Source organism: Shewanella oneidensis MR-1 (assembly GCF_000146165.2).
Lineage (GTDB): Bacteria > Pseudomonadota > Gammaproteobacteria > Enterobacterales > Shewanellaceae > Shewanella > Shewanella oneidensis.
In genome coordinates, this window is the sequence record NC_004347.2 from 4,632,720 (window position 1) to 4,659,526 (window position 26,807).

Genomic DNA, 26,807 nt, shown 5'->3' on the forward strand with positions numbered 1-26,807 from the left:
ATCTATACTACTTGGCATCGGTGTTTTTTTCGAGACTTAATCCACTTTGGTCATATAGATGAGTGCAATTCAAAAAATACGTTATCAACTTCTTTGCATCTTGAGTTACTTACCCCTACTGTGCATGACTTTTATCACTCATGCTGAACAGCCCAACACCACAACAATTAGCGTAGGCGTACTCGCCAATGGCTGGGGACCTTTTCAGCAAGTAAATGACCAGATAACAACGGGATTTAGTGTTGAGCTGATACAACTGCTCGCCAAAAATCTTCATTACCAAATTGACTGGAAGATTTATCCCGATTGGATGAGCCTCTACTCCGCAGGTTGTAATGGGGAGGTCGATGTCTTGCTTGACGCTTTTCGTACCACAGAGCGCACTCAATGTCTCATGTTTAGCCGCTCATATTACACCTCACCCACCGTCGTCGTTATTCGTTACGACAGCCGATTTTTTCGCGATGTGAGTGAATTTGGCCAAGCTCGGATCGCCGTTGAAAAAGGATTCTCGACTGAGAAATTAGTCAAACTGCATTATCCAACCGTAACAGAAGTAACATTTTCTAATACAGAACAAGCACTTTCCTCGGTCATTGATAAAACGACCGATGCCTATATTGGTAATCTTCATGTTGCTAACCAATATATTAGTGCACACCCAGAACTTCTTATCGTTGCCCAAGCCCCCCTGATGATGGAAAACTTACATTTAGGGATCACGAAGAACAATAGCCTGCTTGTAACACAACTCGATAACGCCTTAATGGCTCTGAGTGTAGAAGAGCGTAATGCTCTCGAAGTGACTTGGCTGGGTATGGGCGATCTTCATTTTTTAGGCCACAGTAATTTTCTACTTAGACCCAATGAACGCGAATGGCTAGCAGGTTTACCTTCACTCAGAGTCGGATTTGTTGATGATTGGATGCCATTCTCTTCGGTTAACAATAACGGCATCTTAGTAGGCTTAATTGCTGATTATCTTGAGCAATTTAGAGAAAAACTTGGGTTAGATTATGCGGCACAAAAAACCAGAACCTGGAATGAGATCCAAAGCGCACTCATTAACCATGAGATTGATCTCGCCATTATTCCAACTCGATTGAAAGCACAATATCCAGACTGGCACATGAGCGAAGTGTTTACGTCTTTCCCTATTGTGATAGCCACTGCTCGCAACAGTCCGCGAATCGCGGGGCTGTCAGAACTCAACTTTCAACGCGTGGTCATCACAGATAATCTACTGCTGCCAAGCATTAAAAAAGCCTATCCGAATATCGATGTTGTAGTTTCTGCCAATCCCGATGAAGGTTTGACCTTAGTCGCAAAGGGCAACGCAGCGGCTTATATGGGGAATTTGGCCGTTGTGGCTATGCTCATTGACAACAAATTTATTGATGAATTACGAGTAGCGGCACCAACACCTTATAAAGATGAACTCGCTGTTGCCATTCGTGAACCTTATTGGCAACTGATCCCATTAATTAACCGTGTTTTCTCCAGTATGAGTGAGAAAGAAAAGCAGCAAATCCGCAATACTTGGCTAGCTGTAAATTACAGCGAAGGCATCTCTTGGCATACATTGATCACAACACTGCTGCCTATTGCGATAGGTTTACTGCTTTTCATTGGCGGCTTAACCATAGCCTATTTAAAACTCAGACAAGAAATTAACAAGCGCCGTATTGTCGAGAATGCCCTCGCTATCGCCAAGGAAAATGCTGAACTAGCGACTAAAAGAAAAGCAGAATTTCTTGCAGCTATGAGCCATGAGATCCGCACGCCCATGAATGGGCTCGTGGGCATGGCAGAGCAACTAAGCTTTACCCCCCTAGGTATAGAACAAAAACAAATGGTGCAAATCATTAGTAATGGCGCGGAAGAAATCCTTCAGATCATTAATAATATTCTCGATTTTTCTAAAATAGACATGGGAAAAATGCGTCTAGAATCGACACCAATACTATTGCGTGAAGTTCTCGATAGTACGCTTAATATGGTCATGAATGATTTACGCACTAAAGACTTAAGCCTCTACTTACACGTTGACCAAGGCGTAGCAGCACGGGTCACAGGAGACAGTCTTCGCATAAAGCAGATCCTATTCAATTGGGTAAGTAATGCTATTAAATTCACTGAACGCGGGTTTATTGAAGTCTCGGTCAAGCTTGAAGCCGAAGAAGAGGGCCAACAATTACTGCTGATTGGCGTACAAGATACAGGTATCGGCATGAACGCTGATACTCAAGCGCGAATATTTAATATTTTCGAGCAAGCAGACGTCTCGACGACACGTAGCTATGGTGGTGCAGGCTTGGGTCTTGCTATCAGCCATACACTCGCTGAAATGATGGGCGGTGACATTATCCTGAATAGCGCTCCTCATTTAGGTACATTTATTGGTTTACGCATTCGTTTACCTGTAGTTGCTCAAGATGAATTTGATGAACAATTACAAGGGTTACAGGCATATATTGCTATCAGCGATATAAAATTACGTCACACTTTATCTTGGCATTTAGCGTCATTAGGCATTGTATTAACTCAGAATAAAGCCAATGCAGACCTGTTGTTTACTGATAATGCTTCGGATGATCGGCAACATATACTCTGCACTCACTTTAATGAAGCACTTGGTTATAGGTATCAAAACGATCAATGTTTATTAAATGTAAACCCTCTAACATCGCAAGCGGTAAAGGATGTTTGTTATATCAATATGGGTTGGATTGATACCATAGTCTCGACACCGCAGAGGGACATTACGCTTAAGGTAAATTGGCCTGAATGTAAAATTTTATTAATTGAAGATCATCAGCTTAATCAGATATTGGTACAACGACAGCTAAAGCAATTGAGATTAGACTGTGATATTGCCGAACATGGTGTCCAAGCGCTCGACCTCATGCAACAGACGCATTACGACTTAATATTATGTGATTGCCGCATGCCAGTAATGGATGGCTACACTTTTACCCAACAAGTGAGAGCACAGGAAATAGATGGACAACACGTCCCCATTATTGCTCTAACTGCCAACGTATTAAATGAACAAAAACAACGATGTGCTGCAGTAGAGATGGATGACCTACTGGCAAAACCGCTGCATCTAAATGAACTGCATGAAATGCTATTGAAATGGCTCCCACACTCAAAACCTGCACTTATCGATATAAAAATATTAGAGAATGCATTTGGTCGCAGGGAGGCATTAAGTAAAATGCTATTAATGTTTAAAGATGAACTCGAAAGCTCACTTAAGGATATTCAACTGACAGCTCCTCAACTTGCGGACAATATCCATCGAACTGCAGGAACAATTAGTATGCTAGGTCTCACATCAATTGCAGAGCAGGCTTGGCTACTAGAAGAAAAAATCAGACAAGAAGACAGCAACAACGGAGAAGTCGAATTAACTGAGTTTCGGGCGATAATAATCCAATTGATAAGCGAGCTAAACGCCATAATCCACACAAGTAACTGATGAGGTGCACTATTCCAAAATATGAATTTGTTCTGATTTGAGTGCGACTGTAGTTTGCATGCCTTTGGTTAACCCAAGCTTTTGTGCAAGATGCAGTGAAACTTCCGTATTAAGTAGCAGCTTAGTTCCAGTAACATAACAGACGACACGAACCGATTCGCCCATCACCAACAAGGAGTCGATGGTTATATCTAACTTATTAAAACTACGGCATAAACGACCATTAGTGATAGCGTTAAACCGTATTCCCTGATTGGGGATGACCCAGCGAACGTTACTGCCAACACTGCGGTCTTTGCCAAAATCGCTGGCGATCAGCTGCTCACCAAACTTCAGCCAGGTGATGTCTTTAGTGCGATCTTGGAACACCACTTCACCATCGAAAATATTCCTTAAGCCCATCTGCCGCGCCACCGCTTCGTTACGTGGACGCGACAACACCTCAAAGGGCACACCCTGCTGTAACATCTGACCTTGGCTGATCAGAATCATCGAATCGGCCAGCAACAAGGCTTCATTTAAGTCGTGGGTAACCATGATCACGGGGCAAAGCAACTGTTCTTTTAGGCGAGCAAGCTCAAGATATAAACGCTCGCGGGTTTCCCTATCCACCGCCGAAAATGGCTCATCGAGCAATAACACTGAAGGTTCACGGGCAAGGGCGCGGGCAAGCGCAACCCGTTGGCGCTGACCGCCAGAGAGATGCATCGGCAACCTATCAGGCAGCCCTTGTAAATTGACTCGATCTAACCAATCTTTTGCCCGCGCAATTCGCGCCGATTTAGGAATATGATCAAGCCCAGCTACCACGTTTTCGAGCGCGGTAAGATTGGGAAATAAGCCAAAATGCTGTGGCATATAGCCAATATGACGCTGCTGCGGCGTCAGCGCGGTGCGGCTTTTATTGTCGAACCATGGCGTCTCACCAAACACAATACTGCCTGCATCGGGATGATTAAGCCCTGCGATCATCCGCAGTAACGTCGTCTTCCCGCCACCCGAAGGCCCAACGACCGCTAACACCTCACCCGCCTTACAGCTAAACTCGGCGCTCAGTTTAATATGCTTATGGTTTTGGATCTGGCAATGTAGATCAGCGATGATTTGCGCCACGCTGACCTCCTAAACGCCGTGATAAACTGGTGGTAAGAGCCAATGCGGTAATGGCAAATAACAACAATACCAAAGACATAGTACCTGCTGCACCAAAATCAAAGGCCTGCACGCTGTCATAAATGGAGATCGATATCGTCTTGGTCTCACCAGCGATATTACCGCCCATCATCAGCACCACGCCAAACTCCCCCAGAACATGGGAGAAACACAGCACTATGGCGGTCAACACCCCCGGCCAGACCATAGGTAGTTCAATTTTAAGTAGAATTTTGAGTTTACTCATACCGCAACACGCGGCGGCATCGCGCACATCGTGGGGAACCGCTTCAAAGGCACGCTGTATCGGTTGCAACGCAAAGGGAATATTAACCAGCACGGATGCCAGCACTAAACCAGAAAAATGAAACACTAACTGCTGCCCAGTCAGACGCTCTAACCACTGCCCTAACCAACTTTGGCTGCCAAGCCCCACCAGCAAGTAATAACCAATCACAGTCGGCGGTAAGACTAAGGGCACCATGATGAGCGCTTCAACCCAAGACTTACCGATAAACTGGCGATAGGCCAAGGCGCGTCCAGCAAGAATCGATAGGGGGACCAGCACCAAGACTGTGATGCTACTGAGCTTGACCGATAACCAAAGCGCCTGCCAATCCATTGCTAACCTTACTGAGCGGGTAAACCAAAGCCGTATTGCACAAATACGGATTTGGCGGCATCAGATTGAAGATAAAGGTAAAAGCGTTCGGCAGTCGCCCCCGCTTTAGGCGTTAACACCATACGCTGATAAAGTGGCCCATGCAGCTCTGCGGGTAAAGCAATGGATTGACCTAATGCTTTAAACTGGGGCGCTAAAGCAATGGATAACGGAATAATGCCGCCTTGGGTAGAACCACTTACGGCAAATTGCGCCGCTTGGGAGGCATTTTCACCTAGGATTAACTTAGTTTGTAGGCCGTCCCACAAACCTAGTTTTTGCAACAGTTCGCGGGCGCGTTCGCCATAGGGCGCATGCTCAGGATTAGCAATCGCAAAGCGCTCCAACTTACCCGCAGCAAGCAGGACTTTTACGCCATTAAGCTCGGTATCTAAGGTTAAGGGGGATTTATTGGGTGCGACTAACGCTAAGCGCCCCACCGCGTATTGCACGCCTTCATCGCGGGCAAAGCCAGCTTTTTGCAGCTCATGGATATAACGCTCATCGGCACTAAGCAACATCTCAAAGGGTGCACCATGTTGGATTTGCGCGACAAAATTACCAGATGATCCATAGGACACCCGCACCTTAAGCCCTGTTTCGGCGCTGAAGTTTTTAACAATATCATCGAGGGCAAACTTGATATTGGCGGCGGCCGCAATCGCAGGCACAGTTTCGGCGCGGCTGATAAAAGGCATCAATACCATACTGAAAGACAACACTAAGCCAAATACTTTGCCTAACCGACTCAAACTGCTCATAAACTGATCCTATAATCGCCTTTTACAGTCACTAGCTTTTGTGTTGCCACAATTGCGCAGCCTGCTCATCGGCATCCTTGGCCTCGACCCAATTCTTACCCTTATCCCCTGCTTCTAATTTCCAGAAAGGGGCTTTTGTTTTCAAAAAGTCGATTAAGAATTCGCAGGCCGCAAAGGCCGCCTTGCGATGGGCACTGGTGACGCCGATAAACACAATTTGCTCACCCAGCGCCATAGTCCCCACACGGTGGATAACCGTAACTTTATTGAGCGGCCAACGCTCACGCGCCTCGGCAACGATTTGCTCAAGAATGCGCTCCGTCATACCGGGGTAGTGCTCTAAAGTCAGGTCAGTCACCACTGAGCCATCGTTAAAGTCACGCACTTTGCCAACAAAAGTCACAACGGCGCCATCACTGTTGTCTTGGGCTAATTGGTGGTACTCGTCGGCCACATTAAAATCGACGGTCTGCACCCGCACATTCGGCAGTAAACGCATATCAACCTCCTGTCACAGGTGGGAAGAAGGCCACTTCATCACCATCGTTCACTCGGGTATCCCACTGGCTAATGGTTTGATTCACTGCCACCAGCAATTTGTCAGAGGCTAACACTTTGGCCCATTTATCATCGGTGGCCGCGAGTGTCGCGCGTAATCCTTCTGCAGTTTGTGTCTGTTCGCTCGCTTCAATACTCAGTTGGGCAGTCCCTAAAAGCTCACGAACCTGCGCAAAAAACAACACATTAATCATATTCTTATCTCGCTTTACGTTATTCAGCTTTAAAGTGTCCCGACTTACCACCGCGTTTTTCGAGCAGGCGCACCTGTGAAATCACCATATCTTTCTGCACCGCTTTACACATGTCGTAAATCGTCAGGGCCGCGACAGAGGCCGCCGTGAGCGCTTCCATTTCGACACCAGTTTTGCCGGACAATTTACACAGGCTAGTGATGCGAACACGATTATGTTCAGGCTGAGCTTCTAGCTCCACTTCCACCTTGGTGAGCATTAATGGATGGCACAGCGGAATTAAATCTGAGGTTTTTTTCGCCGCTTGGATCCCCGCGATGCGGGCAGTGGCAAACACATCACCTTTGTGGTGACTACCACTCATAATCATCTCAAGAGTCGTGCTTGCCATCTCGATAAAAGCTTCGGCACGGGCCTCACGCTCGGTCACGGCTTTTTCGGTCACATCGACCATGTGGGCATTGCCGTCGGCATTAATATGGGTAAATACATTGCTCATTGAAGCGATCCTTTAAACTGCTGCTAAATTCAAGCATATGGGAAATTAAGCGCAATCGCGAAATCTAACGCAATGAAAGATAACGCGATAAGCAGACTAAAACCTAAGTTAGATTAACCGCCAATCGAGGCCAAATGCTGCGTTACGCCAGTAATGCCCTGATGCAGATAATGGGTTTCTTTCTTCTGCGCCAGTTGTCCATGTAACCGCTCGATTAATTCCGCTTGCTGACTTGGGTGTTGCAGTAGATCACGCAAATCAATGCCGGATTCGGTAAACAGGCACAAATGCAACTTACCTTTAGCCGACACCCGCAAGCGATTACAGCTGGCGCAAAAATTTGTGGCATAGGGCATGATCAAACCAATGCGGCCCTTAAAGTCACTGTGGCTAAAGTTTTGTGCAGGGCCATCGTCGGCACTGGGTATATCCAATTGCCAGCCTTCAGCTTGCAGCAGTGCTTTAATGTCAGCGCCCGCTAAATGGTGAGCTTGAAAATACTCGCGGCCCAGCCCCGTTTCCATCAACTCGATAAAACGCAAATCGATGGGCGTATGCTTAATCCAATTCAAAAAGCGCGGTAAATCTTTATCGTTCATGCCTTTGAGCAATACCGCATTGACTTTTACGCGTTCAAAGCCCGCGGATAAGGCGGCATCGATACCGCGCATCACCTCATCGAACTTGTTCTCACCGGTGATCTGGTAAAACATCTTAGGATCTAAGCTGTCTACCGACACGTTAATGCGGCGCAGACCTGCATCAAACCACTCTTTGGCATGCTTCTCGAGCCTATATCCATTAGTGGTAGTAGCAACAGTATGAATACGCGGATTATCGGCAACGACTCGAATAATATCGGTAAAATCTTTACGCAGCGTGGGTTCGCCGCCAGTGATACGGATTTTTTGAGTGCCAACGAGGCTAAATGCGGACACCAAGTTTTCTATCTCACTGAGAGATAAAAACTGCTGCTTGCCATTGGGATGATAACCATCGGGGAGGCAATAACTGCATTTGAAGTTACAAACGTCAGTGACTGACATCCGTAAGTAATGAAATTTACGACCAAAATTGTCTTGTAATTGAGACATGATCACCTTTCCAAGTGTGGGAGGCGAGAGCATTTCTTTACTCACCCCAGTGGCCTTATTGCCACGGCTACACCCCCATATCTGTTGACTTAGGTAGGCAAGCTCGGAGAACCGTCAGCTGTGATTATAAGCCGAAAGTATTGCCGAGCTATACCCCTAAACAGGTATTTCTTGATCAGGTTCAAGTGCGCGTGAACAATCTGTGACAGTGCTCACCCAAAGATTTGTCATTATTTAGGCTAAACATCCAGCCTAGCCTCTGTGCCATGCGGTTATTTTGAGGTAAGGTGAACAGCAGTAATAAAACGCCCGTTTACAAACTACAACACCCGATAAAAATCGGGGATACGCGAAGGAAAAGGTGAACTGATGGAACGCGAATCAATGGAATTCGATGTTGTTATCGTCGGCGCGGGCCCTGCGGGCTTGGCGACTGCGTGTCGATTAATGCAGATATCACAGGATTCAGGTAAAGAAATTACCGTCTGCGTGGTAGAAAAAGGCTCCGAAGTGGGCGCGCATATTCTATCAGGCGCCGTATTCGAACCCAGAGTGTTAGATGAGCTATTCAGCGACTGGCGTGACAACGGCGCCCCTGTTACCACAGCGGTGACCCACGATGAAATCTATCTACTCAGCTCAGAGACCGATAGCAAACTTATGCCCAATGCGTTTGTGCCAAAAACCATGCACAACGAAGGCAACTATATTGTTAGCGTCGGCAACCTCTGCCGCTGGCTCGCAACCCGCGCTGAAGCACTTGGCGTAGAAATATTCCCCGGCTTTGCGGCCAGCGAATTGCTCTTCAATGAGGACAATAGCGTTAAAGGTATTTTGATTGGCGACATGGGCGTAGGCGCCGATGGCCAACCAAAAGACAGCTTTATGCCCGGCATGGAGCTGCATGCAAAATATACCGTATTCTCAGAAGGTTGCCGCGGGCATTTAGGCAAACAGCTGATCGCGAAATACCATTTAGATAATGGCAAAACGCCGCAACACTACGGCCTAGGTTTTAAAGAAATTTGGAAAGTCCCCGCCGAGCAACACGAGCAAGGTAAAGTGGTGCATACGGGTGGCTGGCCATTAACCGATGGCGCATCGGGTGGCGGCTTCCTCTATCATATGGAAGACAATCAAATTGCAGTGGGGTTAATTATCGACCTCAACTACAAGAACCCACACTTAAGCCCGTTCGATGAGTTTCAACGTTATAAAACTCACCCTGTTATCGCGAAATATTTAGCAGGCGGCGAGCGTCTGACCTATGGCGCACGTGCAATTACCAAGGGCGGCCTGAACTCACTGCCGAAGATGAGCTTCCCCGGCGGCCTGCTAATTGGTTGCGATGCAGGCACCTTAAACTTTGCCAAGATTAAAGGCACACATACAGCGATGAAGAGCGGTATAGTCGCGGCCGAAACCTTAGCTAAAGCCATGATGGCCGAGGTCGAAGGCGGTAAGGATCTTGACTGCTACCAAACCCATCTAGAAGAAAGCTGGCTGTATGAGGAGCTGTATAAGTCTCGTAATTTTGGCCCAGCGATGCACAAGTTTGGCACCTTCCTTGGTGGCGCCTTTAACTACATAGATCAAAACTGGTTTGGCGGTAAGTTCCCTATCACTTTGCGTGATGAGCATCCTGACTACGCGCAAATGGCGCCGGTTAGCGCCTACAGCAAGATTGATTACCCCAAACCTGACGGCAAACTCAGCTTCGATAAACTCTCCTCAGTTTATCTGTCGAGTACCTATCATGAGGAAGATCAGCCCTGCCACCTGCGTCTCAAAGACAACAGCATTCCGCTCGGGATCAACCTGACGCAATTTAACGAACCCGCCCAGCGCTACTGTCCTGCTGGCGTATACGAAATTGTTGAAGAAGCAGGCAAGCCCAAGTTTGTCATCAATGCACAAAACTGTATCCACTGCAAAACCTGCGATATTAAAGACCCAAGCCAAAATATCACTTGGGTTACCCCAGAGGGTGGCGGTGGTCCTAATTATCCGAATATGTAATTGATATACATAAGGCGCTCACTGAGCGCCTTCTTTTTACTTGCCTTAACCTTATACTTTGGTAACAATTACGCCATAAATATTACAAGCTTCAAATCCGCAATTCATTTCCATCTATACTCTACATATAAAGATCTACCGTAAGAGCAACAGGTTAAGCCCAATAAATGTCTTGTAAGCAGTTTTATTCGGCAATCGACCTAAACCAAGGTTAACTTTTGCAGTTCTGTTCAATACATGTTATTGGCAGCAAATCGTCGACCGATATTTCTAAACGTTTAACACAGGCATGTTGATATTTATGATATTGAATAACCTTACGATTAAGCAGAAAATCCTGCTAACAGTCACATTTGCGGTACTCTTGTCGACCATACTTGTTGGTGTGATCAGCCAACGTAGCGCCAAAAACGTGGTACAGCAGCGCATGCTGGGGTCGGAAATGCCCAGCCTAATGATGCAGATCCGTAATAAAATTGATTTGGATATTTCGAGCTTGATGAATGCTGCCGAACAACTCGCCAGCAGCCGTATGCTTTTGCAATGGCTGGAAAATGGTCGGCCGCAGGAGCAAGAACCCCAAGTCGTTGCCCAATTAAAAGACATCACCCGCCAATACCATTTAGCCCAAGCCTCCTACGCTGATAGACAAACCGCTGCTTATTACACTCAAGACGGTTTTTTACGTGAACTCACCCCCGCGCAAGACGGTTGGTTTTTTAGTTATCGCGATAGCGGCCAAGAACGGATGCTAAACGTATTTACCGAAGCCAATGGCGAGATCAAACTCTTTATCAATTATCAGCAACCTAACGGTCGCGGACTCGTTGGCCTTGCCAAATCCCTCGATGATATGGTGCAACTTCTCGACTCATTTAAAATTGAAGAAACAGGATTTGTCTACTTAGTTGATGCCAAAGGCGAGGTCAAACTGCATCCAGACCCCAGTCAAATCGGCAAAACGAGCCTCAAGAGCTTATACTCTGCGGCCAACATAGGTTCATTACTCAATCGTAGCGATTTCAATCTGATTGATACCGAAATCCAAGGTGAAAAAACCTTCGTTGCTAGCAGTTATATTCCATCGATGGATTGGTATTTGGTCGCTCAAGTGCCAGAAGCTGAAGTCTTTGCCCTACTCAGGGACGCGGTTTACCAAATCTTGATTTGGACCTTAATTATTGCCGCAGGTTTTATTATGCTCGCCATTGTTGTGGCAGGCTCTGTTAGCCGCCCTATCGCCCAAGTCGCAGCGATGTTCCGCGATATTGGTGAAGGTGAAGGCGATTTACGTCAGCGCTTACCAGTAAATGGCAAAGATGAAATTGCACAACTTGCCCAAGGATTTAATAGCTTTATTAGCAAAATCCAAGACTCAGTGATTGAAGTCGCACAGACCAGCGAACAACTCGGTCTCTCAGCGAAAGATGTGTCTAATCAAGCGCAGCAAACCCTTGAAGACAGTCATGAGCAAAAAGATCGCACCATGATGGTGGTGACCGCCATCAATGAAATGGGCGCAACCGTAAATGAAATCGCCAGCAATGCCGCCCAAGCCGCTGTCGCCGCAAAAGATGCCGATACAGAATCGAATAGTGGCCAAGTGGTGGTAACACGCGCACGGGATACGATCAATCAGCTCTCCCATGATGTAGAGCAAGTAGGTGAAGTGATTGAATCCCTCGCAACTCATACCAAATCTATCGGTGGGATTCTCGATGTGATCCGCGCCATTTCGGAGCAAACTAACCTACTCGCCCTTAACGCCGCTATTGAAGCCGCGCGAGCTGGTGAAGCAGGGCGTGGCTTTGCGGTGGTCGCCGATGAAGTGCGTAATCTGGCATCACGAACCGCTGCTTCCACTAACGAAGTCCAAGGCATGATCGATAAATTGCAGTCAGAGGCAAGTCGCGCAGTGAGTGCTATGGCGCAGAGCCGCGCACGCTCCCACGAAGGTGTGACTGCAGTTGATGAGGCTAGCCAGTCTTTGGTTGGCATTAGCAAGCGTATTGGCCTTATCAGTGATATGAATATTCAGGTCGCAGCGGCAACGGAAGAACAATCGACCGTTGTAGAGGATATTAACCGTAACGTGACCGAAATTAACGACATCACCCAACGCACCGCCAGCACGGCACAGGCAGCGGCGCAGGCCAGTTTAGCGTTAAATCAACTCGCCCACCGTTTAGATACCTTGGTAGCGAAGTTCAAAGTCTAAGCCTCGTTGAGACAAAAAAACGCCTTAGCGGATATCACCCTAAGGCGTTTTTTTATTACGCAGCGTAAAAGTCGATTAGTTATCGGAGAGAAACTTAATCGTCAGCGGATAGCGATAAACTTGCCCTTCACTCGCCTTAATCATCCCAAGAATAGTGCATACAAAGTCCAAAATACCGAGGATGATTAGGAAAATAAACCCAATGCCAACCAAGAATAGTATTCCACTGATAATCACGTAAATCAGCAAACTTAGCTTAAAGTTCAAACAACTGCGCCCACATTGATCGACAAAAGCAGACTCTTCACGCTTCATCAACCACAAAATGAGCGGTCCGAGAATCGAGCCTAATGGCACTAAATAACCAAGTAAACTGGAGGCATACACGAGTAAGCCAAAATCTTTCTCGCTCTTAGTCACTGACTCCATCATTACGCTTTTCCTGTATTATTGTTTGAAAAATAAGAATTATCGACCCTTAGGTCCATACAAGCGCATTTGCCAATCTTCGACCTGCTGTGTGGCTAAACGCCGTTGCAAACTATTCACCCAGCTTTGCGCCAGCCCCTCACAGGATACAAGTCTATCATAGGCCTTAGCATCGTATTCGGGTGAAAAGTACAACGCCATCGCCTCAGCAACGCTGATATCCGTTTTACGCTCGACTAATTCTATCCTATCACCTAAAAGGATAATGCCTGGCGTTAACACCCTATAAAACCAACCACATAGCTGACTCTGCTGCATTGCAAGGGCAAAATCCCTATGGCCAAATTGCAGATTTAACTTAAAACAAGGTGAGCGAGGCTGAGTCAACTGCACTGTCACAGCACCCATTTGCAGCACATCCCCGATATTGACCTCAGATTCATTCAGGCCAACTGTGCTGATGTTTTCGCCCATGCTCGGCGCATCTTCAAGTTGGGTGATTAAATCCCAGCGACGGTATTGGCCATAATGCTCACGGGGAAAATGGTGTAATACTCGGTCAAGACCACCATGGTGCTTAGGATCGGCCTGTGCATCGCCTTCCACATGATCAATATTGACCGTCAATTGCTGCGCCGATTTTTTACCATCGATACCAGTAACAACGCCGTCCATCTCATGCAGAACAGTCCCTGAATACAAACCCGATAATCTATTTACTAATAAGGTCGACATTGGTTACTCCCTTCATTGTCGCCACAGGGGCTAAATAACACGCCAAGTATACGCCCCCTTAAGATCGTTGCCTCACTGATTTAACACTACTTGATTACGGCCAGCTTCTTTCGCTTGATATAAGGCTAAATCGGCGCGCTTTATCAAATCTTCTGCAGGTTCCAGCTTTTGATATTCTGCAACACCAATACTGACTGTGATAGCAATATGTACACCATTGACCTTCAATTCTCGCTGGGAGATGGAATCGCGGAAACGTTCCGCCAACTCTGCCGCACGGCTTAAATCCATCTCCGGCAATAACACCAAAAACTCTTCTCCTCCCCAACGGCAAAGTATATCTTGCGGTTTTAACTGGCTACGCAGCAAATTGGTAACCGTTTTTAGCACCAAATCACCGACACTGTGGCCGTAGCTATCATTCACTTTTTTAAAGTGGTCAATATCAATAAGGAGAATTGAAATGGATGTTTGCGATAGCTTTGCCTTATCTAATGCCTGATGGAAATACTCTTCAAAGACTTGGCGATTAGCGGCACCGGTGAGCTTGTCGGTTGATGCCATAATCTCAAGTTTGCGCTGATAACGCCCTAACGTCATGTTTGAAATAAACAATATACCGATGGTCACCACCAAACTCAGGGCTAAATTTCCCCAGAAAGTATTCAGCAGTTCTTGCTCTTGTGGGGCATCTTCTTGCTCAACGACTAAATACCACTTGAACTCAGGCACTAATCGACTGTTTAAATAAACCGTTTTACCATTTCGCTGATAGCTAAATGCGGCACTTGGGCTAGTTAAAATGCGCGTTGCTAGCTGCTCCAAGCCAGTGCTGGCTTGCAGTGAATTAGCGCCATCATATTCATCACCATGGAGAGTGACATTGCCCTGCCTATCGGTGAAAAAAACTCGACGATTATAACGTTTCTGATAGAGCTCAATCAGCGCCTTCACCTTTTCAACCGCAAGCCCAACGCCAGTTACGCCAATAAACTTACTTTCAAAATCAAATACTTTATAGTTAACAAACACTGTCGTCTTAGTGCGATCCGCAGTATCGGCATCGATATTGATTTCATAATGTTCTGATTCTGGCAACGAACGAACACGAAAATACCAGGCATCATTAGGCTCAACATCTTGAATTTTTTTTAATACACCCGATGAGTGGTAATAATTGCGGCTCTGCTCGGAGATAAAAAAGCTGGTGACGGTATCGTACTTATCTTGGATTTCCTTGAGGTAACGGATCAGTTTTTCAGGTTCCTGCTCGTGATTTAGTGTCCAGTCTCGTACAAAGGTATCCTGCGCCATTAGTGAGGAAATAAAGATCGGACGTAGAAGATCTTGTTGAATTTCCGAATAAATATTATCACTCGTTAAAGGAAGGGTATTGCTCTCAATTTGCTGACTCAAAGAATCATGGGCCACTTTATAGCTAATACCACTGGTCACTAAAAAGGCAACTAACAACAAAACCGAAAGTAGCCAAATAAACTTCTTTTTATCATTCCAGACGTGATTGCCCATTTCCAACTCCAACAGCAGTAGGCTTATTATTTTGTATCAACTTGATAAGTTGCCTAAATGTTAACGCAATCCCTCAGCAACCGCACAACATTTCCGCAATATGAATATTCTTCGATGAAATAACATTATTCGAGGTAAAAAAATGCCCCGTTGGGGAAACGAGGCAAACATGCGAACCAACAAAATGGGAGAAAAGCACAAGAAAACGTTAAGGAACAAGAGCTATCTGTCACAGCACATACTCTAACAATCCTAGATGACAGAAAGATGACTCCCAACTCCGTTAACGGTTGCGCCTTTTACCCACGCTATGCTTCTAAATACTGTTTTAAAGCCTCACCAGGAATAGAACTGTCCGTTGCGACCGCAAAAGCGGCCCAAACAGCACCTTCTGCCATCGCTTGAGTAATTGATTTGCCGGCACAAAGAGCATGAATAAGCCCCGCAGCATAGGCATCCCCTGCACCCGTGGTATCGACAACCTCAGCAGGCACCGCTGGCACATGTTGAACATCATCTTGGGTATAAACCTTCGCGCCACGGACACCGTCGGTCACCACAAAATAACGCAAAGATTCACCACCAATACTCACGCCGTAATCCCAAGAGGCAAGATCACATCGTCCTTGCATATCACTCACCGAGGCAAGTAATACGTGGCAAGGGCGCGGTCTATCATCCTTGGCAAGTTGCGCGATAACGAGGCAATGATCGAGCGCCGTTTTAGCCCAACTCACAGTCCCTTCCGCCGACGTATTAAAATACAACGCATCCCAATGTTGCCATTTAGGAGGTACTGATAACTCAAAAACAGGGCGCTGCGGGCGGATGATTGTACGCTCACCATCCGGTGTCATTACGAGCAGCATCTCACAGGTATTTCCCGCACGGCGCTGCACTAAACGACAATCGAGCCCTTGGGTACTGGCCTCTGCAATGGCCCAATCCCCCATCTCATCTCGCCCCACTTGGCTGACTAATGCAACTCGATGACCTGCCCAAACAAGTCCAAGCCCAGTATTGGCACCACCGCCGCCCAGCCTTTGGCCACCATCTTGATAATGAAAGCGCCCGCCGGTTTTTAAAGGTTTATCAAGGAGTAATACACGGTCACAGTTAAGATTGGCCACCAGCAAAATATTTGCCATGACAAGGCTCCATGAGAAAGAAATTATCGCACCAAATCGGGACGAGTTATGGGCTAAAAGAGCCCTCAATCTAGACCAAAATGTGGGGTGGCACAATCTGAGAATCTAGGGCGTGTTGACGTTTCAGGGTTATTTTTGCAGCAATTTGGCTGGCTTTTATGCAAGGCAAAGTCCGTGCAGTGTAGTTATTCTACATAAACGGACGATAACGCAGCAGAAACGTCAGCCAAATGCTGCCCGAAGGGTTCGTCTGGCAAGCCCTTGCTCTTACTTTCTGTCATAAGAGCAGCTCGTCATTTGAGTAGAATAACTACACATCATTCCTCGTTTCGCGAGCACGAACTTGCCAGAACGAACAAAATTTAATCTCGAAACGTCAACACGCCCTAATCCCCATCTTCATTAAATGGCAGCTTAAACGTACTTTAGCGGTAAGACGTTGACCAGAATCAAATTCAGCAAAACAGCACATTTAGTGCTAAACATTTAAAAATATGCAGTGATTAATATTATGATTAATAATTTAAAACCGTCAGTTTTACTGATAAACACATAAAAATATCACCAAGATTCAACCTAGTCTTAGATTAGAAAAAGATTAAGCTTAGGGCCAAGGATAAAGACGAAAGGAATTCGTATGTTAATGGACTGGATACATCAGGATCTGGATGGCGAAGAACAATTACGCCGTTATAAACAATGTGTGGAGGAATTTAATCAGTTGGATTTTCATGATGTTTATGTAGCCAAAATTCAACTCGAATATCAGTTGCTACAAACCTTGTTTGAGGAGCAGTCGGTTCAACCATGTGAGCCTGACTGCTCCGAAAACTAACACAAAAACTAGACCGCAGACTTAAGCGGTGAAAGCGATGCAAACTTGACCTCAAGTTGCCAATCCTGAATAACCATCTCTGAGGGTTGCCAACTGTCATCAACCCATTCGTAAATTAGACCTGGCTCCTCCTCCGCATTCACTAATAAACGACGCCCATCTTTTAAAACAATTGTATAATCAAGCCCCTGCGCATCCACACTGTCAATATCCCCCAAGACTTGGTGATGAATGCTTGCTATTTCTCCAGTTGCTTTTACAACTTCAGTTTCCTTCGCACCGCTGTAAAATCTCAATGCCTCATTAGTAGCGGGTTTATGAAATACAAACTCTTCAGTCACGCCCACAACGATCGACGGATCAAGCTCATACCAAGCGGGTATCCATAATGCGTTCATTGCCATCCCGTTATATCCTGCATAATAATTTTACGGACGTGAACATTCTGCCCTAACCTTGACCGATAAAATACTGGTCAGGAATAAATAATTTTTACTATTGAGCACACCTGTAAACCACAATTCCTTTATTGCACTCAGACAAAACTAAGCCAACAATCCCGCTCTTAACCAAAATGGCTTATCTCTAAACCACTGGGTACAAACCCATTTTTTCCCAGCAGTCACCTCACAGCCGCGGTGCAATGAGGAAGGAATGGGTTTGCCAGTTTGATCCGTATTATCGAACACCAAAATAGCGGCAGTCTCGGGTTTAACTTGAATATACGGTGCTTTGAACTCCGTTTCTCCTCCTTCAAAATCATCATTAAGATATAAAATGGCTGTTCTGGACCTTTGGCCAAAACGCTCCAATTCAGCTTGAATTTCAGCCGTATATGCATGTATTGCATCATAATGCCATTGATAAAACTGGCCAGGTTCGTACCGCAGTACAACGATGGGTTCTGCAAACGCCAACTTAATCCCTGCAAACTTTGCAATAACCCTTTCGACGCAAGCCATTGCAAGATTGTCATTAGGGATCGGTGTTGGGTAATGCATGTTGTTGCGGATACCACTCTCGACACTCCCCTTCCCCTGATGTCCATACACAGTAATAGGCCGCAAATGGGGCAATGAAAATAGCTTGATATCGTCTAATAAACTCACTGGAAGTTGGGAGTGGGACAGCGTTGCCGATTGCAGTTGTTTCCCGACAGATGTTGGTCTGTGCTCAAAAAACCATAACGCAGAAAACACGCAGATCGCATCCTCATGATGAGGCGAGATGGTTTTTAACCAAGGAACAAAATGACAAAATGTCGCTTTAACTTCTTGCGCTTCTTCCATCGCGACATAGGAACCCCAGAACGATTTTAAACTCGCCAGCTCCTCTAGCTCCCACTCAGCACTAAAAAACAAAGCGATGGCCAGTTCTCTTTCAGAAACCATACTTCGCATGCAGTGAACCAACCAAAAACGCACAAAATCAGCCGACTCAGTTGCAAACTTGAGCACTAACGCCTCAGGTAAGCGATTGAAATAACGCTCTTCTAATAATTGGACAAATAACTGCTGCATATCAAGACCCATTCACAACACAACCCTATTATGCTCATTAAAACTGAATCACATCAGCGAAGAAACATTTTATTTACAATTAGCTGTTTTGTCGTCTTTTGCATCAATCAATCTTGAGTACAAAAATACAATCCTAGTTTCATCTCAGGCTTGGTTTCTGTTAGCTTGAAAGCTCAGATAAATAACTGCCACATTTTGTTGGTAAAGTGATCCGATAACCAACCGTGACGTATTGAGCCTGACAACCCATGGCAACAACAATGGCACCCGCTTGCCCAATGGAGAAATCAAACATGCCTGTTTTGCAAACACTCAAACTAACGGGTGAGAATGAAACGCTAAAACGTCAAGCGCTTAAGCACTACTTCAACCAAACTTGGGCGCGCTATGAGTCGCTCTTCGAGCTGATAAAACACGACCATGCCTATTATTTAAAAGCAGAGCCTTTACGCCATCCGCTTATTTTTTACTTTGGCCACACCGCAACTTTCTACATCAATAAGCTCAAACTGGGCAAATATCTTGAGGAAAGAGTCAACGATCATTTTGAGTCGATGTTTGCCATTGGTGTTGACGAGATGTCTTGGGACGACCTCAATGAAACCCACTACCAATGGCCTACGGTCGCCGAGGTAAAAGACTATCGAGACAAGGTAAATCGCGTTGTTAACCAATTAATTGATACTATGCCTATCTCCTTGCCTATCACTCAGGACAGTCCCGCTTGGGTCATTTTGATGGGGATTGAGCATGAACGTATCCATTTAGAAACCTCATCAGTCATTATCCGTCAGCTGCCTTTAGAGGAAGTATCCCAAAGTACTCACTGGCCTGAGTGCCAAGATCACGGCGCTATCGACGCTAACCAGCTGATTGCTGTGGCGGGCAAAAAAATCACTTTAGGTAAAAAAGAGCAAGATGAAACCTACGGTTGGGACAACGAATACGGCAATAAGAGTTTTAAAGTGGCAGACTTTAAAGCCTCAAAATATTTAGTAAGTAATCAAGAATATTTGAGCTTTGTTGAAGCAGGAGGCTATCAATCGCCCGAGTTTTGGAATGAAGAAGGCCGAGCATGGCTGGCTTACACTCAAGCCCAGATGCCACGTTTTTGGCGCCGTTATGACGGTAAATGGTGGCAACGAAATCTCACCAGCGAAATCCCGCTTCCCCTTAATTGGCCAGTTGAGGTCAATCAACTCGAAGCTAAAGCCTTTTGTTATTGGAAAGCTCACCAGACTCAAAGCAACATCCGCCTTCTGACAGAGGCGGAGTGGTATATTCTGCGAGAAAAAATTCAAACCGACGCCCCCGACTGGCAAGAAGTACCAGGGAATATCTCGCTGGCTTATTACGCTTCTTCTTGTCCGGTGAATCGCTTTAAACATAATGAATTTTACGACATTGTCGGTAATGTCTGGCAATGGACCGAAACCGCTATCGATGGTTTTAATGGCTTTGCAGTGCATCCACTCTACGATGATTTTTCAACGCCAACTTTCGATGGTAAACATAACCTGATTAAAGGGGGCTCTTGGATCTCGACGGGCAACGAAGCCATTGCAGCCTCTCGCTACGCGTTTCGCCGTCACTTCTACCAACATGCCGGATTTCGTTACGTGGAGTCCCTCCAAAACCCAGAGCAAATGGCCGAGGTTAATGTGTACGAAACCGATGAACTGATTTCTCAATATTTAGAATTCCATTATGGCGCTCAATATTTTGGCGTCCCGAATTTCTGCGTTAATGGCGTTCAACAGGCGTTAAACGAAATCCAACTTGAGCATACCGCTAAGGCATTAGACATCGGCTGTTCGGTGGGTCGAGCCAGCTTTGAGTTAGCCAAAGTGTTCGACCATGTTGACGGTATCGATTTTTCGGCACGTTTCATTCAACAAGCTTACGCGCTGACTGAACAAGGCGAAAAACGCTACACCATTCGCACCGAGGGGGATCTACAGGAATTTAAAAGTGCCAGCCTCACTAAGCTGGGCTACCAAGAAGAAGCAAAAAAAGTCAATTTTATGCAAGGCGATGCCTGCAATCTTAAGCCCATCTACACAGGTTACGACTTAGTTTATGCCTCAAACCTTATCGACAGATTGAACGATCCTAAACAGTTCCTCACCAGTATTGGCAAACGCATTAACCAAGGTGGCTACCTAGTGATTGCATCGCCTTATACTTGGCTTGAGGATTACACACCCAAAGAAAAATGGCTCGGAGGCATCAAAGTGAAAGGGGAAAACTTCACCACTTTAGATGGGTTGACCGAAACATTGATCGGCCAATTTGAGCTAGTCGCGGTAAAGGAAATTCCCTTTGTTATCCGGGAAACTAAACGCAAGTTCCAACATTCCCTCTCAGAAATGACCATCTGGCGTAAACGATAACCGAGAACATTTAAGAAAAAATCCGCCAGAGAATCCTTTCTGGCGGATGCATAACAGACAGCTCAGTAACAATCGCAGTCCCCAATGGCAAGAACACTGCATCTGCTTGGTATTGGTTTCCTATACCTTAAACTGCGCCGTTGTTAAACCAAGTTGATTCGCTAACCCTAACAAACTACGTGTACTGGCGGCCACTTGGCTTATCGCCGCACTATTTTCCTCTGCTGCAGCACTTAATCCCGCAATCCCCTGCGCTATGGTTGCCGATACTGTAGTTTGCTCCTCTGCCGCCGTAGCCGTTTGGATCATTAATGACCTCAGCGTCTCAAGTCGCTTAGCAATATCATCCACTGCCGCTTGCATGCCTTCGGCATCCTCTGCAGTTTTTGACGCCTCGGATGAGCAAGTCACACTGTGCTGAGCCAGAACACCCGATTGATGTTGTATCCCCTGCAATACCTTACCGATATCCTGAGTCGCCTCTTGCACTTTCACGGCAAGTTGCCGCACTTCATCGGCGACAACAGCAAACCCTCGTCCATGCTCACCTGCACGGGCGGCTTCAATCGCCGCATTGAGAGATAAGAGATTGGTCTGTTCAGCAATAGCATTTATCATCTCAAGTACACTGCCTATTTTCTGGCTGTCTGCTTCAAGATGACCGACCTGCTGATGAATGGCAGCAAAACTCTCTAAAGTGACCTTTAAACTGTGGCGCGTACTGACCAAATTTTGCGAAAGAATGTGACTCGAATGGGTACATGCAGAAACCTCATCGGAGGATTTCGAGGTATTAGTACTAATCTCGGCCGCGGCATAACTCATCTCCTCCACCGCGGTGGCTAACATGTCGGTTTCTTTCGCCTGCAGCTGAATACTACAATCCGCCTGATACATTGCCGCTGAGTTTTGTTCCGCTGCTGACTCCAATTCATGACCCATACCGATCAATTGGCCAATAATTTCTTTTAATTTAGTCTGCATCCTTGCTAACCAACTCATCAGATGGTTATCCGACTGGGTGTGCAACAAACTATGGGTTAAGTCGCCCGAGGCAATAAGGCTGGTTAAATGGCACATATCTTCAGGCTCCCCTCCTAAGGGTTTAAGCACGAAGCTTGTCACCAATTTGGCAGCGGTAATCGCCAGCACAATGGATAAAGCACAAACTAGCATACCGATAAACATCATATGGTAGGCAGGAGCGGCTATTTCACTCACATCTATTTCCGCCATTAGCCCCCATTTAAGCCCCATCTCAACAACAGGCGAATAGGCTGAAAGCACTAAATTATCTTTATAATCATAAACCTGCATAACACCTTGATTACCTGCTAAGGCCGCTTTCACCGCAAGCGTATCAACTCCATTGTTAGCGATTGTTCCCGCAAAAGAAGCGACGACGGTACGATTGATGGGGTCTAAAAATGAGTCCGAACGCATACGATTATCGGGACCAATCAAATAAGTCTCCCCCGTCTGCCCCATGCCTTCGCGGATCTGCATCACCCGATTGATCCGCTCAATGGAAACTTGCGCCGCCACCACAATATGTCGCCCATTGACTAGCATGGCTTGCCCAATAAAGGCCGCAGCTTGCCCGTTTGATGGCGCATAGGCTGAAAAGTCCTGCAAAAAAACCGTGCCGGATGAAGTCAGTGTCTTCTCAAATAATTGCGCTAATCCAGACGAGCGATAGGACCCTGTGCGTAAATTCGTTCCATAATCAGGTTCCTTAGCCACAGTGTAAAAAACCGTACCATCATCGGAAATGATGAACAGATCATAAAAGCCAAGCAGCCTATTCAGGGATTTTAGTGTTGAATCGAGCTCACTTAAGGTATCCAAATTCGTTTGATTTGCGATCACTGCACCCACGGACTGCAAGTTATCGGAAAAGTCTTGAAACATGCTGTTGATCTGTCGCTGCTTAATTTCACGAACAGCCACTAAACGTGACTGAGCCTCTGCAAATAACTCATTTTTCGCAAGATAGGTCACTATTGCTGTTGATAGGATGAGAGGTAAGAGAACGATCAATAAGCTAATCAGTTGAATTTTGCGCGTAAATCCCATGGGAACACTCCTTGTCGAACTCAACATTCCATTGCTATAGGAATTAAATTACTAACGTTTAAAACTATAGGTGAAGAATGTATGCTCGACAAAGCTAGGCCGCTTATTTTATTAAGCACCTTGTCTGCAAACGTAGTAATAACCTGAAATAATTAATAAATTTTATGCAATTGGTCTTTAAAACAAACCAAATGTGAGGAACATCTGGATCATTGAGTCGCTGAACAGTAAAAAAACCAGATTGACGACCGAATTAAAATCACATTGAATTGCATATATATTCACAATATATTAACTAATGGAGCATAGGATGGAACTCATAGAGCAAGTCGCGGTAGCCAAAAAAGCCAATATCTATTTTGAGGGTAAAGTTGCTAGCCGCAGTGTATTTTTCAGTGACGGCAGTAAACAAACCTTAGGCGTAGTGCTCCCAGGAGAATACGAATTTTCCACCTCCCAAGGCGAAATCATGCACGTCACCAGCGGCAGCTTTGAGGTCTTGCTACCAAATAGTTCAACTTGGCAAGCGTTTAGCGAAGGCAGCCAGTTCGAACTTGCGGCCAATGTCAGCTTTAAAATCCGCAACAATGCGATAGCTGAATATTGCTGTCGCTATCTATAGCGTTAAATCGATGGAATGCTTAGAGCGTATTGAGCATTCCTCAGTTTGCACCAACAATTTGTATAAATAACGCCCACTAGACGACTGGTCTAATTTGCTATATGCTCCTTTTCCATGAAAACAGAAACCCAATCTACCCGTCAGCATATTCTCGATATCGGTTACTCACTGATCATTAAACAAGGCTTTTCATGCTTGGGGTTAGCCCAATTACTCAAGGCAGCTGAAGTACCAAAAGGCTCGTTTTACCATTACTTTAAATCCAAAGAGCAATTCGGTGAGGCATTATTAACGGGCTATTTTGAGCAATATCAAGTAGAGCTTGATAGCTTATTTGCCAACCCACAGCTCTCTGGCTTTGATCGCCAAATGCAATATTGGCAAAAGTGGCTGCATGTCCAACAAGATGGCTGCATCGACCAAAAATGCTTAGTGGTTAAATTAAGTGCCGAGGTGGCTGATCTGTCTGAGGCTATGCGCCTTGTTCTGTTAAAGGGTTCTGCAGGCATTATTGAACGCTTAACGCACTGTATTCAAGATGGTATTGAAGATAGCTCCATCTGTAATCAGGATGCCCAAGCAACGGCAGAGCTGCTATATCACATGTGGCTCGGCGCAAGTTTGATGAATAAACTCGGCCACAGTCATGTGGCATTAACGCGCGCTCTTGTAACAACTGAATCCATTTTGAAGCATAAAACGGTGTGCTAGCCAGAAAGGCGACCACAACAACCAATTGATAGAGATATTACCTTGTAAGATAGCTTATCGATCGATTTTACAGTCACAAACTAGACGACTGGTCTACTAAATTCGTTATTCAACCATAGGACAACTAGCAGTATGTTCAATTTCACCTACTACAACCCAACTCGCATCCATTTTGGTAAAAATACCATCGCAGAAATCGACACGTTAATCCCCAGCAATGCCAGAGTTATGGTGTTATTTGGCGGCAGCAGCGCCAAACGAACAGGCACCCTAGCTGAAGTAAAACAAGCGCTTGGAAAGCGTTTTGTGGTCGAATTCGAGGGTATCGAACCCAATCCAACCTACGAAACCCTGATGCTTGCCGTCGCGCAAGTACGTGAATTAAACATCGACTTCTTACTCGCCGTCGGTGGCGGTTCGGTCATCGATGGCACTAAGTTTGTTGCCGCTGCCGCCGTTTTCGAAGGCGAGCCTTGGGATATTCTCACGAGCTGGGGTGCTAAGGTGACTAAAGCCATGCCTTTCGGTTCGGTATTAACCCTACCTGCGACAGGGTCAGAGATGAACAATGCCAGCGTGGTGACTCGTAAGTCGTTGAAAGCCAAACTGCCGTTCCGTAACGACTTGGTTTATCCTCAGTTCTCCATCCTCGATCCCACTAAAACCTTTACCCTACCGGAAAGACAAGTGGCAAACGGTGTCGTCGATGCGTTTGTGCATATCACCGAGCAATACCTTACCTACCCGGTGAATGCCGCAGTGCAGGACAGATTTGCCGAAGGCTTACTGCAAATTTTGATTGAATTAGGCCCACAAGCACTCACAAAACCTGAAGATTACGATATCCGCGCCAATCTGATGTGGGTCGCAACTATGGCACTCAATGGCACGATTGCCACAGGCGTTCCGCACGACTGGGCAACTCATATGATTGGCCATGAGCTCACCGCACTCTATGATATCGACCATGCCCGCACCTTAGCCATTGTATTACCAGCATTATTACGTTGTACTAAGGCCGCGAAACATGAAAAGTTACTGCAATTTGCAGACAGAGTATGGCATATCAACACAGGCTCCGAAGACGAACGTATTGAGGCGGCAATTGCGAAAACCCAAGCGTTTTTCGAAGCCATGGGCATTGCAACACACTTATCCGGCTATGATTTAGGTAAGGAAGCTGTCGACGCCGTTGTGGGTCAACTCGAAAAACATGGCATGGTTGCCTTGGGTGAGCATGGCAATATCGATCCAGCCATGAGCCGCAACATTTTAACCCTCGCCTTATAGTTCAACCTCACACCTCTGCAATCCCATGCAGCGGTAAGCCTTGAAAGATATAAACGCACCATCATGGTGCGTTTATATTCCCTTAAACAGGGCAAAGGATAATCACGCTTAGGCTAATCAAACTTTAAAATGATATTTGCAATAGCGTTAACGCCATCATTCGGTCACACCTTACTCATCTAACAAACCCATTTATCGCAGATAAAACCTCATTACTGATACATAAACACCATGATTTTTGATGGAAAAACAACTACTCTTGAATAATCTCATCTCACAGGTAAAAGGATCTTCGCATGCGTTTATTAACCCTCATCAGCTTACTGCTGCTTAGCCTATTAGCACAGGCAACAGTGTACAAATGGGTCGATAAGGACGGTAAAGTCCATTACTCCGATGAGCCGCATCCCAATGCTGAGATTGTTGAATTAAAAGAAAAAACGCTTAATCAAATTACCCTACCACTGGTAAGCGCTGACTCCAATGATTCGCAAGTCATTGAACAAATCAAGTATCAAGTCGTCATTACTTCCCCTGCAGAAGAGGAAACCGTCAGGGATAACAATGGCGATTTCCAAGTCACAGCAACAGTCACTCCAGAAATCAAGAGCCAATATTTGATGGCCCTTAAACTCGATGGTAAAACCATCGGCCAACCCCAAATCGGCGGCACATTTAAGTTAAGCAACATCGACAGAGGTGAACATACCATTGTTGTCGATGCGATGACTCAAAACGGCAAAGTCTTTGCATCTAGCTCTCCAAGAAAGATATTTCTTCATCAAGCGGCAATGACTCCTGCACCTAAAAAGCAGCCAAGATCCAATTAAATTGTTTAATAATAATTAGTTAAGTTGTCAGCAATAAATTGAGCCGTT

23 protein-coding genes and 1 riboswitch are annotated in these 26,807 nt (G+C 45.8%); of the genes, 9 read left to right on the top strand and 14 right to left on the bottom strand.

The window, feature by feature from the left end; genetic code table 11:
- Positions 1-58 precede the first annotated feature (58 nt).
- Positions 59-3,484: a transporter substrate-binding domain-containing protein gene (locus SO_RS20625; RefSeq protein ID WP_011074077.1), complete on the top strand. Its 3,426-nt coding sequence runs from the start codon at positions 59-61 to the stop codon at positions 3,482-3,484.
- 9 nt (positions 3,485-3,493) lie between these two features.
- Here the strand turns inward: SO_RS20625 and SO_RS20630 are convergent, their stop codons facing one another.
- From SO_RS20630 to moaA, 7 genes are all read right to left on the bottom strand, one after another.
- Positions 3,494-4,597 (bottom strand): ABC transporter ATP-binding protein, encoded by a 1,104-nt coding sequence (locus SO_RS20630; RefSeq protein ID WP_011074078.1) that lies wholly within the window; start codon positions 4,595-4,597, stop codon positions 3,494-3,496.
- Positions 4,578-5,258 carry a molybdate ABC transporter permease subunit gene (gene modB / locus SO_RS20635; RefSeq protein ID WP_011074079.1) on the bottom strand — a complete coding sequence of 227 codons (681 nt, stop codon included), beginning with the start codon at positions 5,256-5,258 and terminating at the stop codon, positions 4,578-4,580. The genes SO_RS20630 and modB overlap by 20 nt, the downstream gene beginning before the upstream one ends.
- Before the next feature lie 8 nt (positions 5,259-5,266).
- Positions 5,267-6,058, bottom strand: coding sequence for a molybdate ABC transporter substrate-binding protein (gene modA, locus SO_RS20640; protein WP_011074080.1), 792 nt, complete (start codon positions 6,056-6,058; stop codon positions 5,267-5,269).
- 31 nt (positions 6,059-6,089) lie between these two features.
- Positions 6,090-6,557: a molybdopterin synthase catalytic subunit MoaE gene (gene moaE / locus SO_RS20645; RefSeq protein ID WP_011074081.1), complete on the bottom strand. Its 468-nt coding sequence runs from the start codon at positions 6,555-6,557 to the stop codon at positions 6,090-6,092.
- A gap of 1 nt (position 6,558) precedes the next feature.
- Entirely contained in the window at positions 6,559-6,810 is a 252-nt protein-coding gene (moaD, locus tag SO_RS20650; RefSeq protein ID WP_011074082.1) for a molybdopterin synthase sulfur carrier subunit, read from the bottom strand.
- Between the two features lie 19 nt (positions 6,811-6,829).
- Complete coding sequence (gene moaC / locus SO_RS20655; RefSeq protein ID WP_372841800.1) at positions 6,830-7,264, bottom strand: cyclic pyranopterin monophosphate synthase MoaC; 435 nt, start codon at positions 7,262-7,264, stop codon at positions 6,830-6,832.
- A 158-nt stretch (positions 7,265-7,422) separates the two neighbouring features.
- On the bottom strand, positions 7,423-8,403 hold the full coding sequence (gene moaA, locus SO_RS20660) for a GTP 3',8-cyclase MoaA (protein WP_164925796.1): 981 nt from the start codon (positions 8,401-8,403) through the stop codon (positions 7,423-7,425).
- Positions 8,391-8,524, bottom strand: a riboswitch (molybdenum cofactor riboswitch). Its footprint overlaps the gene before it by 13 nt.
- A gap of 248 nt (positions 8,525-8,772) precedes the next feature.
- Between moaA and SO_RS20665 the strand changes: the two genes are divergently transcribed.
- Together SO_RS20665 and SO_RS20670 are read left to right on the top strand one after the other, a co-directional pair.
- A complete protein-coding gene (locus tag SO_RS20665) occupies positions 8,773-10,422 on the top strand; it encodes an electron transfer flavoprotein-ubiquinone oxidoreductase (protein WP_011074085.1) in 1,650 nt (549 codons plus the stop codon).
- Between the two features lie 301 nt (positions 10,423-10,723).
- Positions 10,724-12,640 carry a methyl-accepting chemotaxis protein gene (locus SO_RS20670; RefSeq protein ID WP_011074086.1) on the top strand — a complete coding sequence of 639 codons (1,917 nt, stop codon included), beginning with the start codon at positions 10,724-10,726 and terminating at the stop codon, positions 12,638-12,640.
- Between the two features lie 75 nt (positions 12,641-12,715).
- Here the strand turns inward: SO_RS20670 and SO_RS20675 are convergent, their stop codons facing one another.
- The 4 genes from SO_RS20675 to SO_RS20690 all read right to left on the bottom strand — a co-directional run bounded on the left by SO_RS20675 (position 12,716) and on the right by SO_RS20690 (position 16,482).
- Complete coding sequence (locus SO_RS20675; protein WP_011074087.1) at positions 12,716-13,072, bottom strand: DUF4870 domain-containing protein; 357 nt, start codon at positions 13,070-13,072, stop codon at positions 12,716-12,718.
- A 36-nt stretch (positions 13,073-13,108) separates the two neighbouring features.
- Positions 13,109-13,804, bottom strand: coding sequence for an MOSC domain-containing protein (locus tag SO_RS20680; protein ID WP_011074088.1), 696 nt, complete (start codon positions 13,802-13,804; stop codon positions 13,109-13,111).
- 72 nt (positions 13,805-13,876) lie between these two features.
- Positions 13,877-15,334 (bottom strand): sensor domain-containing diguanylate cyclase, encoded by a 1,458-nt coding sequence (locus SO_RS20685; RefSeq protein WP_011074089.1) that lies wholly within the window; start codon positions 15,332-15,334, stop codon positions 13,877-13,879.
- A 308-nt stretch (positions 15,335-15,642) separates the two neighbouring features.
- Positions 15,643-16,482 carry a PfkB family carbohydrate kinase gene (locus SO_RS20690; protein ID WP_011074090.1) on the bottom strand — a complete coding sequence of 280 codons (840 nt, stop codon included), beginning with the start codon at positions 16,480-16,482 and terminating at the stop codon, positions 15,643-15,645.
- A 643-nt stretch (positions 16,483-17,125) separates the two neighbouring features.
- Between SO_RS20690 and SO_RS20695 the strand changes: the two genes are divergently transcribed.
- Positions 17,126-17,317 (top strand): hypothetical protein, encoded by a 192-nt coding sequence (locus SO_RS20695; protein WP_238560528.1) that lies wholly within the window; start codon positions 17,126-17,128, stop codon positions 17,315-17,317.
- A gap of 8 nt (positions 17,318-17,325) precedes the next feature.
- Here the strand turns inward: SO_RS20695 and SO_RS20700 are convergent, their stop codons facing one another.
- Positions 17,326-17,721 carry a hypothetical protein gene (locus SO_RS20700; protein ID WP_011074092.1) on the bottom strand — a complete coding sequence of 132 codons (396 nt, stop codon included), beginning with the start codon at positions 17,719-17,721 and terminating at the stop codon, positions 17,326-17,328.
- A 141-nt stretch (positions 17,722-17,862) separates the two neighbouring features.
- Positions 17,863-18,837, bottom strand: a complete 975-nt coding sequence (locus SO_RS20705) for a prolyl hydroxylase family protein (RefSeq protein WP_011074093.1) — start codon at positions 18,835-18,837, stop codon at positions 17,863-17,865.
- Positions 18,838-19,130: 293 nt separating this feature from the next.
- Between SO_RS20705 and ovoA the strand changes: the two genes are divergently transcribed.
- Positions 19,131-21,230, top strand: a complete 2,100-nt coding sequence (ovoA, locus tag SO_RS20710; RefSeq protein WP_011074094.1) for a 5-histidylcysteine sulfoxide synthase — start codon at positions 19,131-19,133, stop codon at positions 21,228-21,230.
- 120 nt (positions 21,231-21,350) lie between these two features.
- On the opposite strand, the gene SO_RS20715 is transcribed toward ovoA, so the two are convergent.
- Positions 21,351-23,306 carry a methyl-accepting chemotaxis protein gene (locus tag SO_RS20715; RefSeq protein ID WP_011074095.1) on the bottom strand — a complete coding sequence of 652 codons (1,956 nt, stop codon included), beginning with the start codon at positions 23,304-23,306 and terminating at the stop codon, positions 21,351-21,353.
- 310 nt (positions 23,307-23,616) lie between these two features.
- Between SO_RS20715 and ppnP the strand changes: the two genes are divergently transcribed.
- From ppnP to SO_RS20735, 4 genes are all read left to right on the top strand, one after another.
- A complete protein-coding gene (gene ppnP, locus SO_RS20720) occupies positions 23,617-23,928 on the top strand; it encodes a pyrimidine/purine nucleoside phosphorylase (RefSeq protein WP_011074096.1) in 312 nt (103 codons plus the stop codon).
- A 114-nt stretch (positions 23,929-24,042) separates the two neighbouring features.
- Positions 24,043-24,639 (top strand): TetR/AcrR family transcriptional regulator, encoded by a 597-nt coding sequence (locus SO_RS20725; protein ID WP_011074097.1) that lies wholly within the window; start codon positions 24,043-24,045, stop codon positions 24,637-24,639.
- Positions 24,640-24,771: 132 nt separating this feature from the next.
- Positions 24,772-25,929 (top strand): iron-containing alcohol dehydrogenase, encoded by a 1,158-nt coding sequence (locus SO_RS20730; protein ID WP_011074098.1) that lies wholly within the window; start codon positions 24,772-24,774, stop codon positions 25,927-25,929.
- Positions 25,930-26,225: 296 nt separating this feature from the next.
- Entirely contained in the window at positions 26,226-26,759 is a 534-nt protein-coding gene (locus SO_RS20735; RefSeq protein ID WP_011074099.1) for a DUF4124 domain-containing protein, read from the top strand.
- Positions 26,760-26,807: the final 48 nt, after the last annotated feature.

Bases quoted from the DNA above. Each gene is read 5' to 3' on its own strand.
- SO_RS20625 (WP_011074077.1), top strand. From the start codon at position 59: ATGAGTGCAATTCAAAAAATACGTTATCAACTTCTTTGCATCTTGAGT.
- modB (WP_011074079.1), bottom strand. From the start codon at position 5,258: ATGGATTGGCAGGCGCTTTGGTTATCGGTCAAGCTCAGTAGCATCACA.
- modA (WP_011074080.1), bottom strand. From the start codon at position 6,058: ATGAGCAGTTTGAGTCGGTTAGGCAAAGTATTTGGCTTAGTGTTGTCT.
- moaE (WP_011074081.1), bottom strand. From the start codon at position 6,557: ATGCGTTTACTGCCGAATGTGCGGGTGCAGACCGTCGATTTTAATGTG.
- moaD (WP_011074082.1), bottom strand. From the start codon at position 6,810: ATGATTAATGTGTTGTTTTTTGCGCAGGTTCGTGAGCTTTTAGGGACT.
- moaC (WP_372841800.1), bottom strand. From the start codon at position 7,264: ATGGTCGATGTGACCGAAAAAGCCGTGACCGAGCGTGAGGCCCGTGCC.
- moaA (WP_164925796.1), bottom strand. From the start codon at position 8,403: ATGTCTCAATTACAAGACAATTTTGGTCGTAAATTTCATTACTTACGG.
- SO_RS20665 (WP_011074085.1), top strand. From the start codon at position 8,773: ATGGAACGCGAATCAATGGAATTCGATGTTGTTATCGTCGGCGCGGGC.
- SO_RS20670 (WP_011074086.1), top strand. From the start codon at position 10,724: ATGATATTGAATAACCTTACGATTAAGCAGAAAATCCTGCTAACAGTC.
- SO_RS20675 (WP_011074087.1), bottom strand. From the start codon at position 13,072: ATGATGGAGTCAGTGACTAAGAGCGAGAAAGATTTTGGCTTACTCGTG.
- SO_RS20680 (WP_011074088.1), bottom strand. From the start codon at position 13,804: ATGTCGACCTTATTAGTAAATAGATTATCGGGTTTGTATTCAGGGACT.
- SO_RS20685 (WP_011074089.1), bottom strand. From the start codon at position 15,334: ATGGGCAATCACGTCTGGAATGATAAAAAGAAGTTTATTTGGCTACTT.
- SO_RS20690 (WP_011074090.1), bottom strand. From the start codon at position 16,482: ATGGCAAATATTTTGCTGGTGGCCAATCTTAACTGTGACCGTGTATTA.
- SO_RS20695 (WP_238560528.1), top strand. From the start codon at position 17,126: ATGGACTGGATACATCAGGATCTGGATGGCGAAGAACAATTACGCCGT.
- SO_RS20700 (WP_011074092.1), bottom strand. From the start codon at position 17,721: ATGGCAATGAACGCATTATGGATACCCGCTTGGTATGAGCTTGATCCG.
- SO_RS20705 (WP_011074093.1), bottom strand. From the start codon at position 18,837: ATGCAGCAGTTATTTGTCCAATTATTAGAAGAGCGTTATTTCAATCGC.
- ovoA (WP_011074094.1), top strand. From the start codon at position 19,131: ATGCCTGTTTTGCAAACACTCAAACTAACGGGTGAGAATGAAACGCTA.
- SO_RS20715 (WP_011074095.1), bottom strand. From the start codon at position 23,306: ATGGGATTTACGCGCAAAATTCAACTGATTAGCTTATTGATCGTTCTC.
- ppnP (WP_011074096.1), top strand. From the start codon at position 23,617: ATGGAACTCATAGAGCAAGTCGCGGTAGCCAAAAAAGCCAATATCTAT.
- SO_RS20725 (WP_011074097.1), top strand. From the start codon at position 24,043: ATGAAAACAGAAACCCAATCTACCCGTCAGCATATTCTCGATATCGGT.
- SO_RS20730 (WP_011074098.1), top strand. From the start codon at position 24,772: ATGTTCAATTTCACCTACTACAACCCAACTCGCATCCATTTTGGTAAA.
- SO_RS20735 (WP_011074099.1), top strand. From the start codon at position 26,226: ATGCGTTTATTAACCCTCATCAGCTTACTGCTGCTTAGCCTATTAGCA.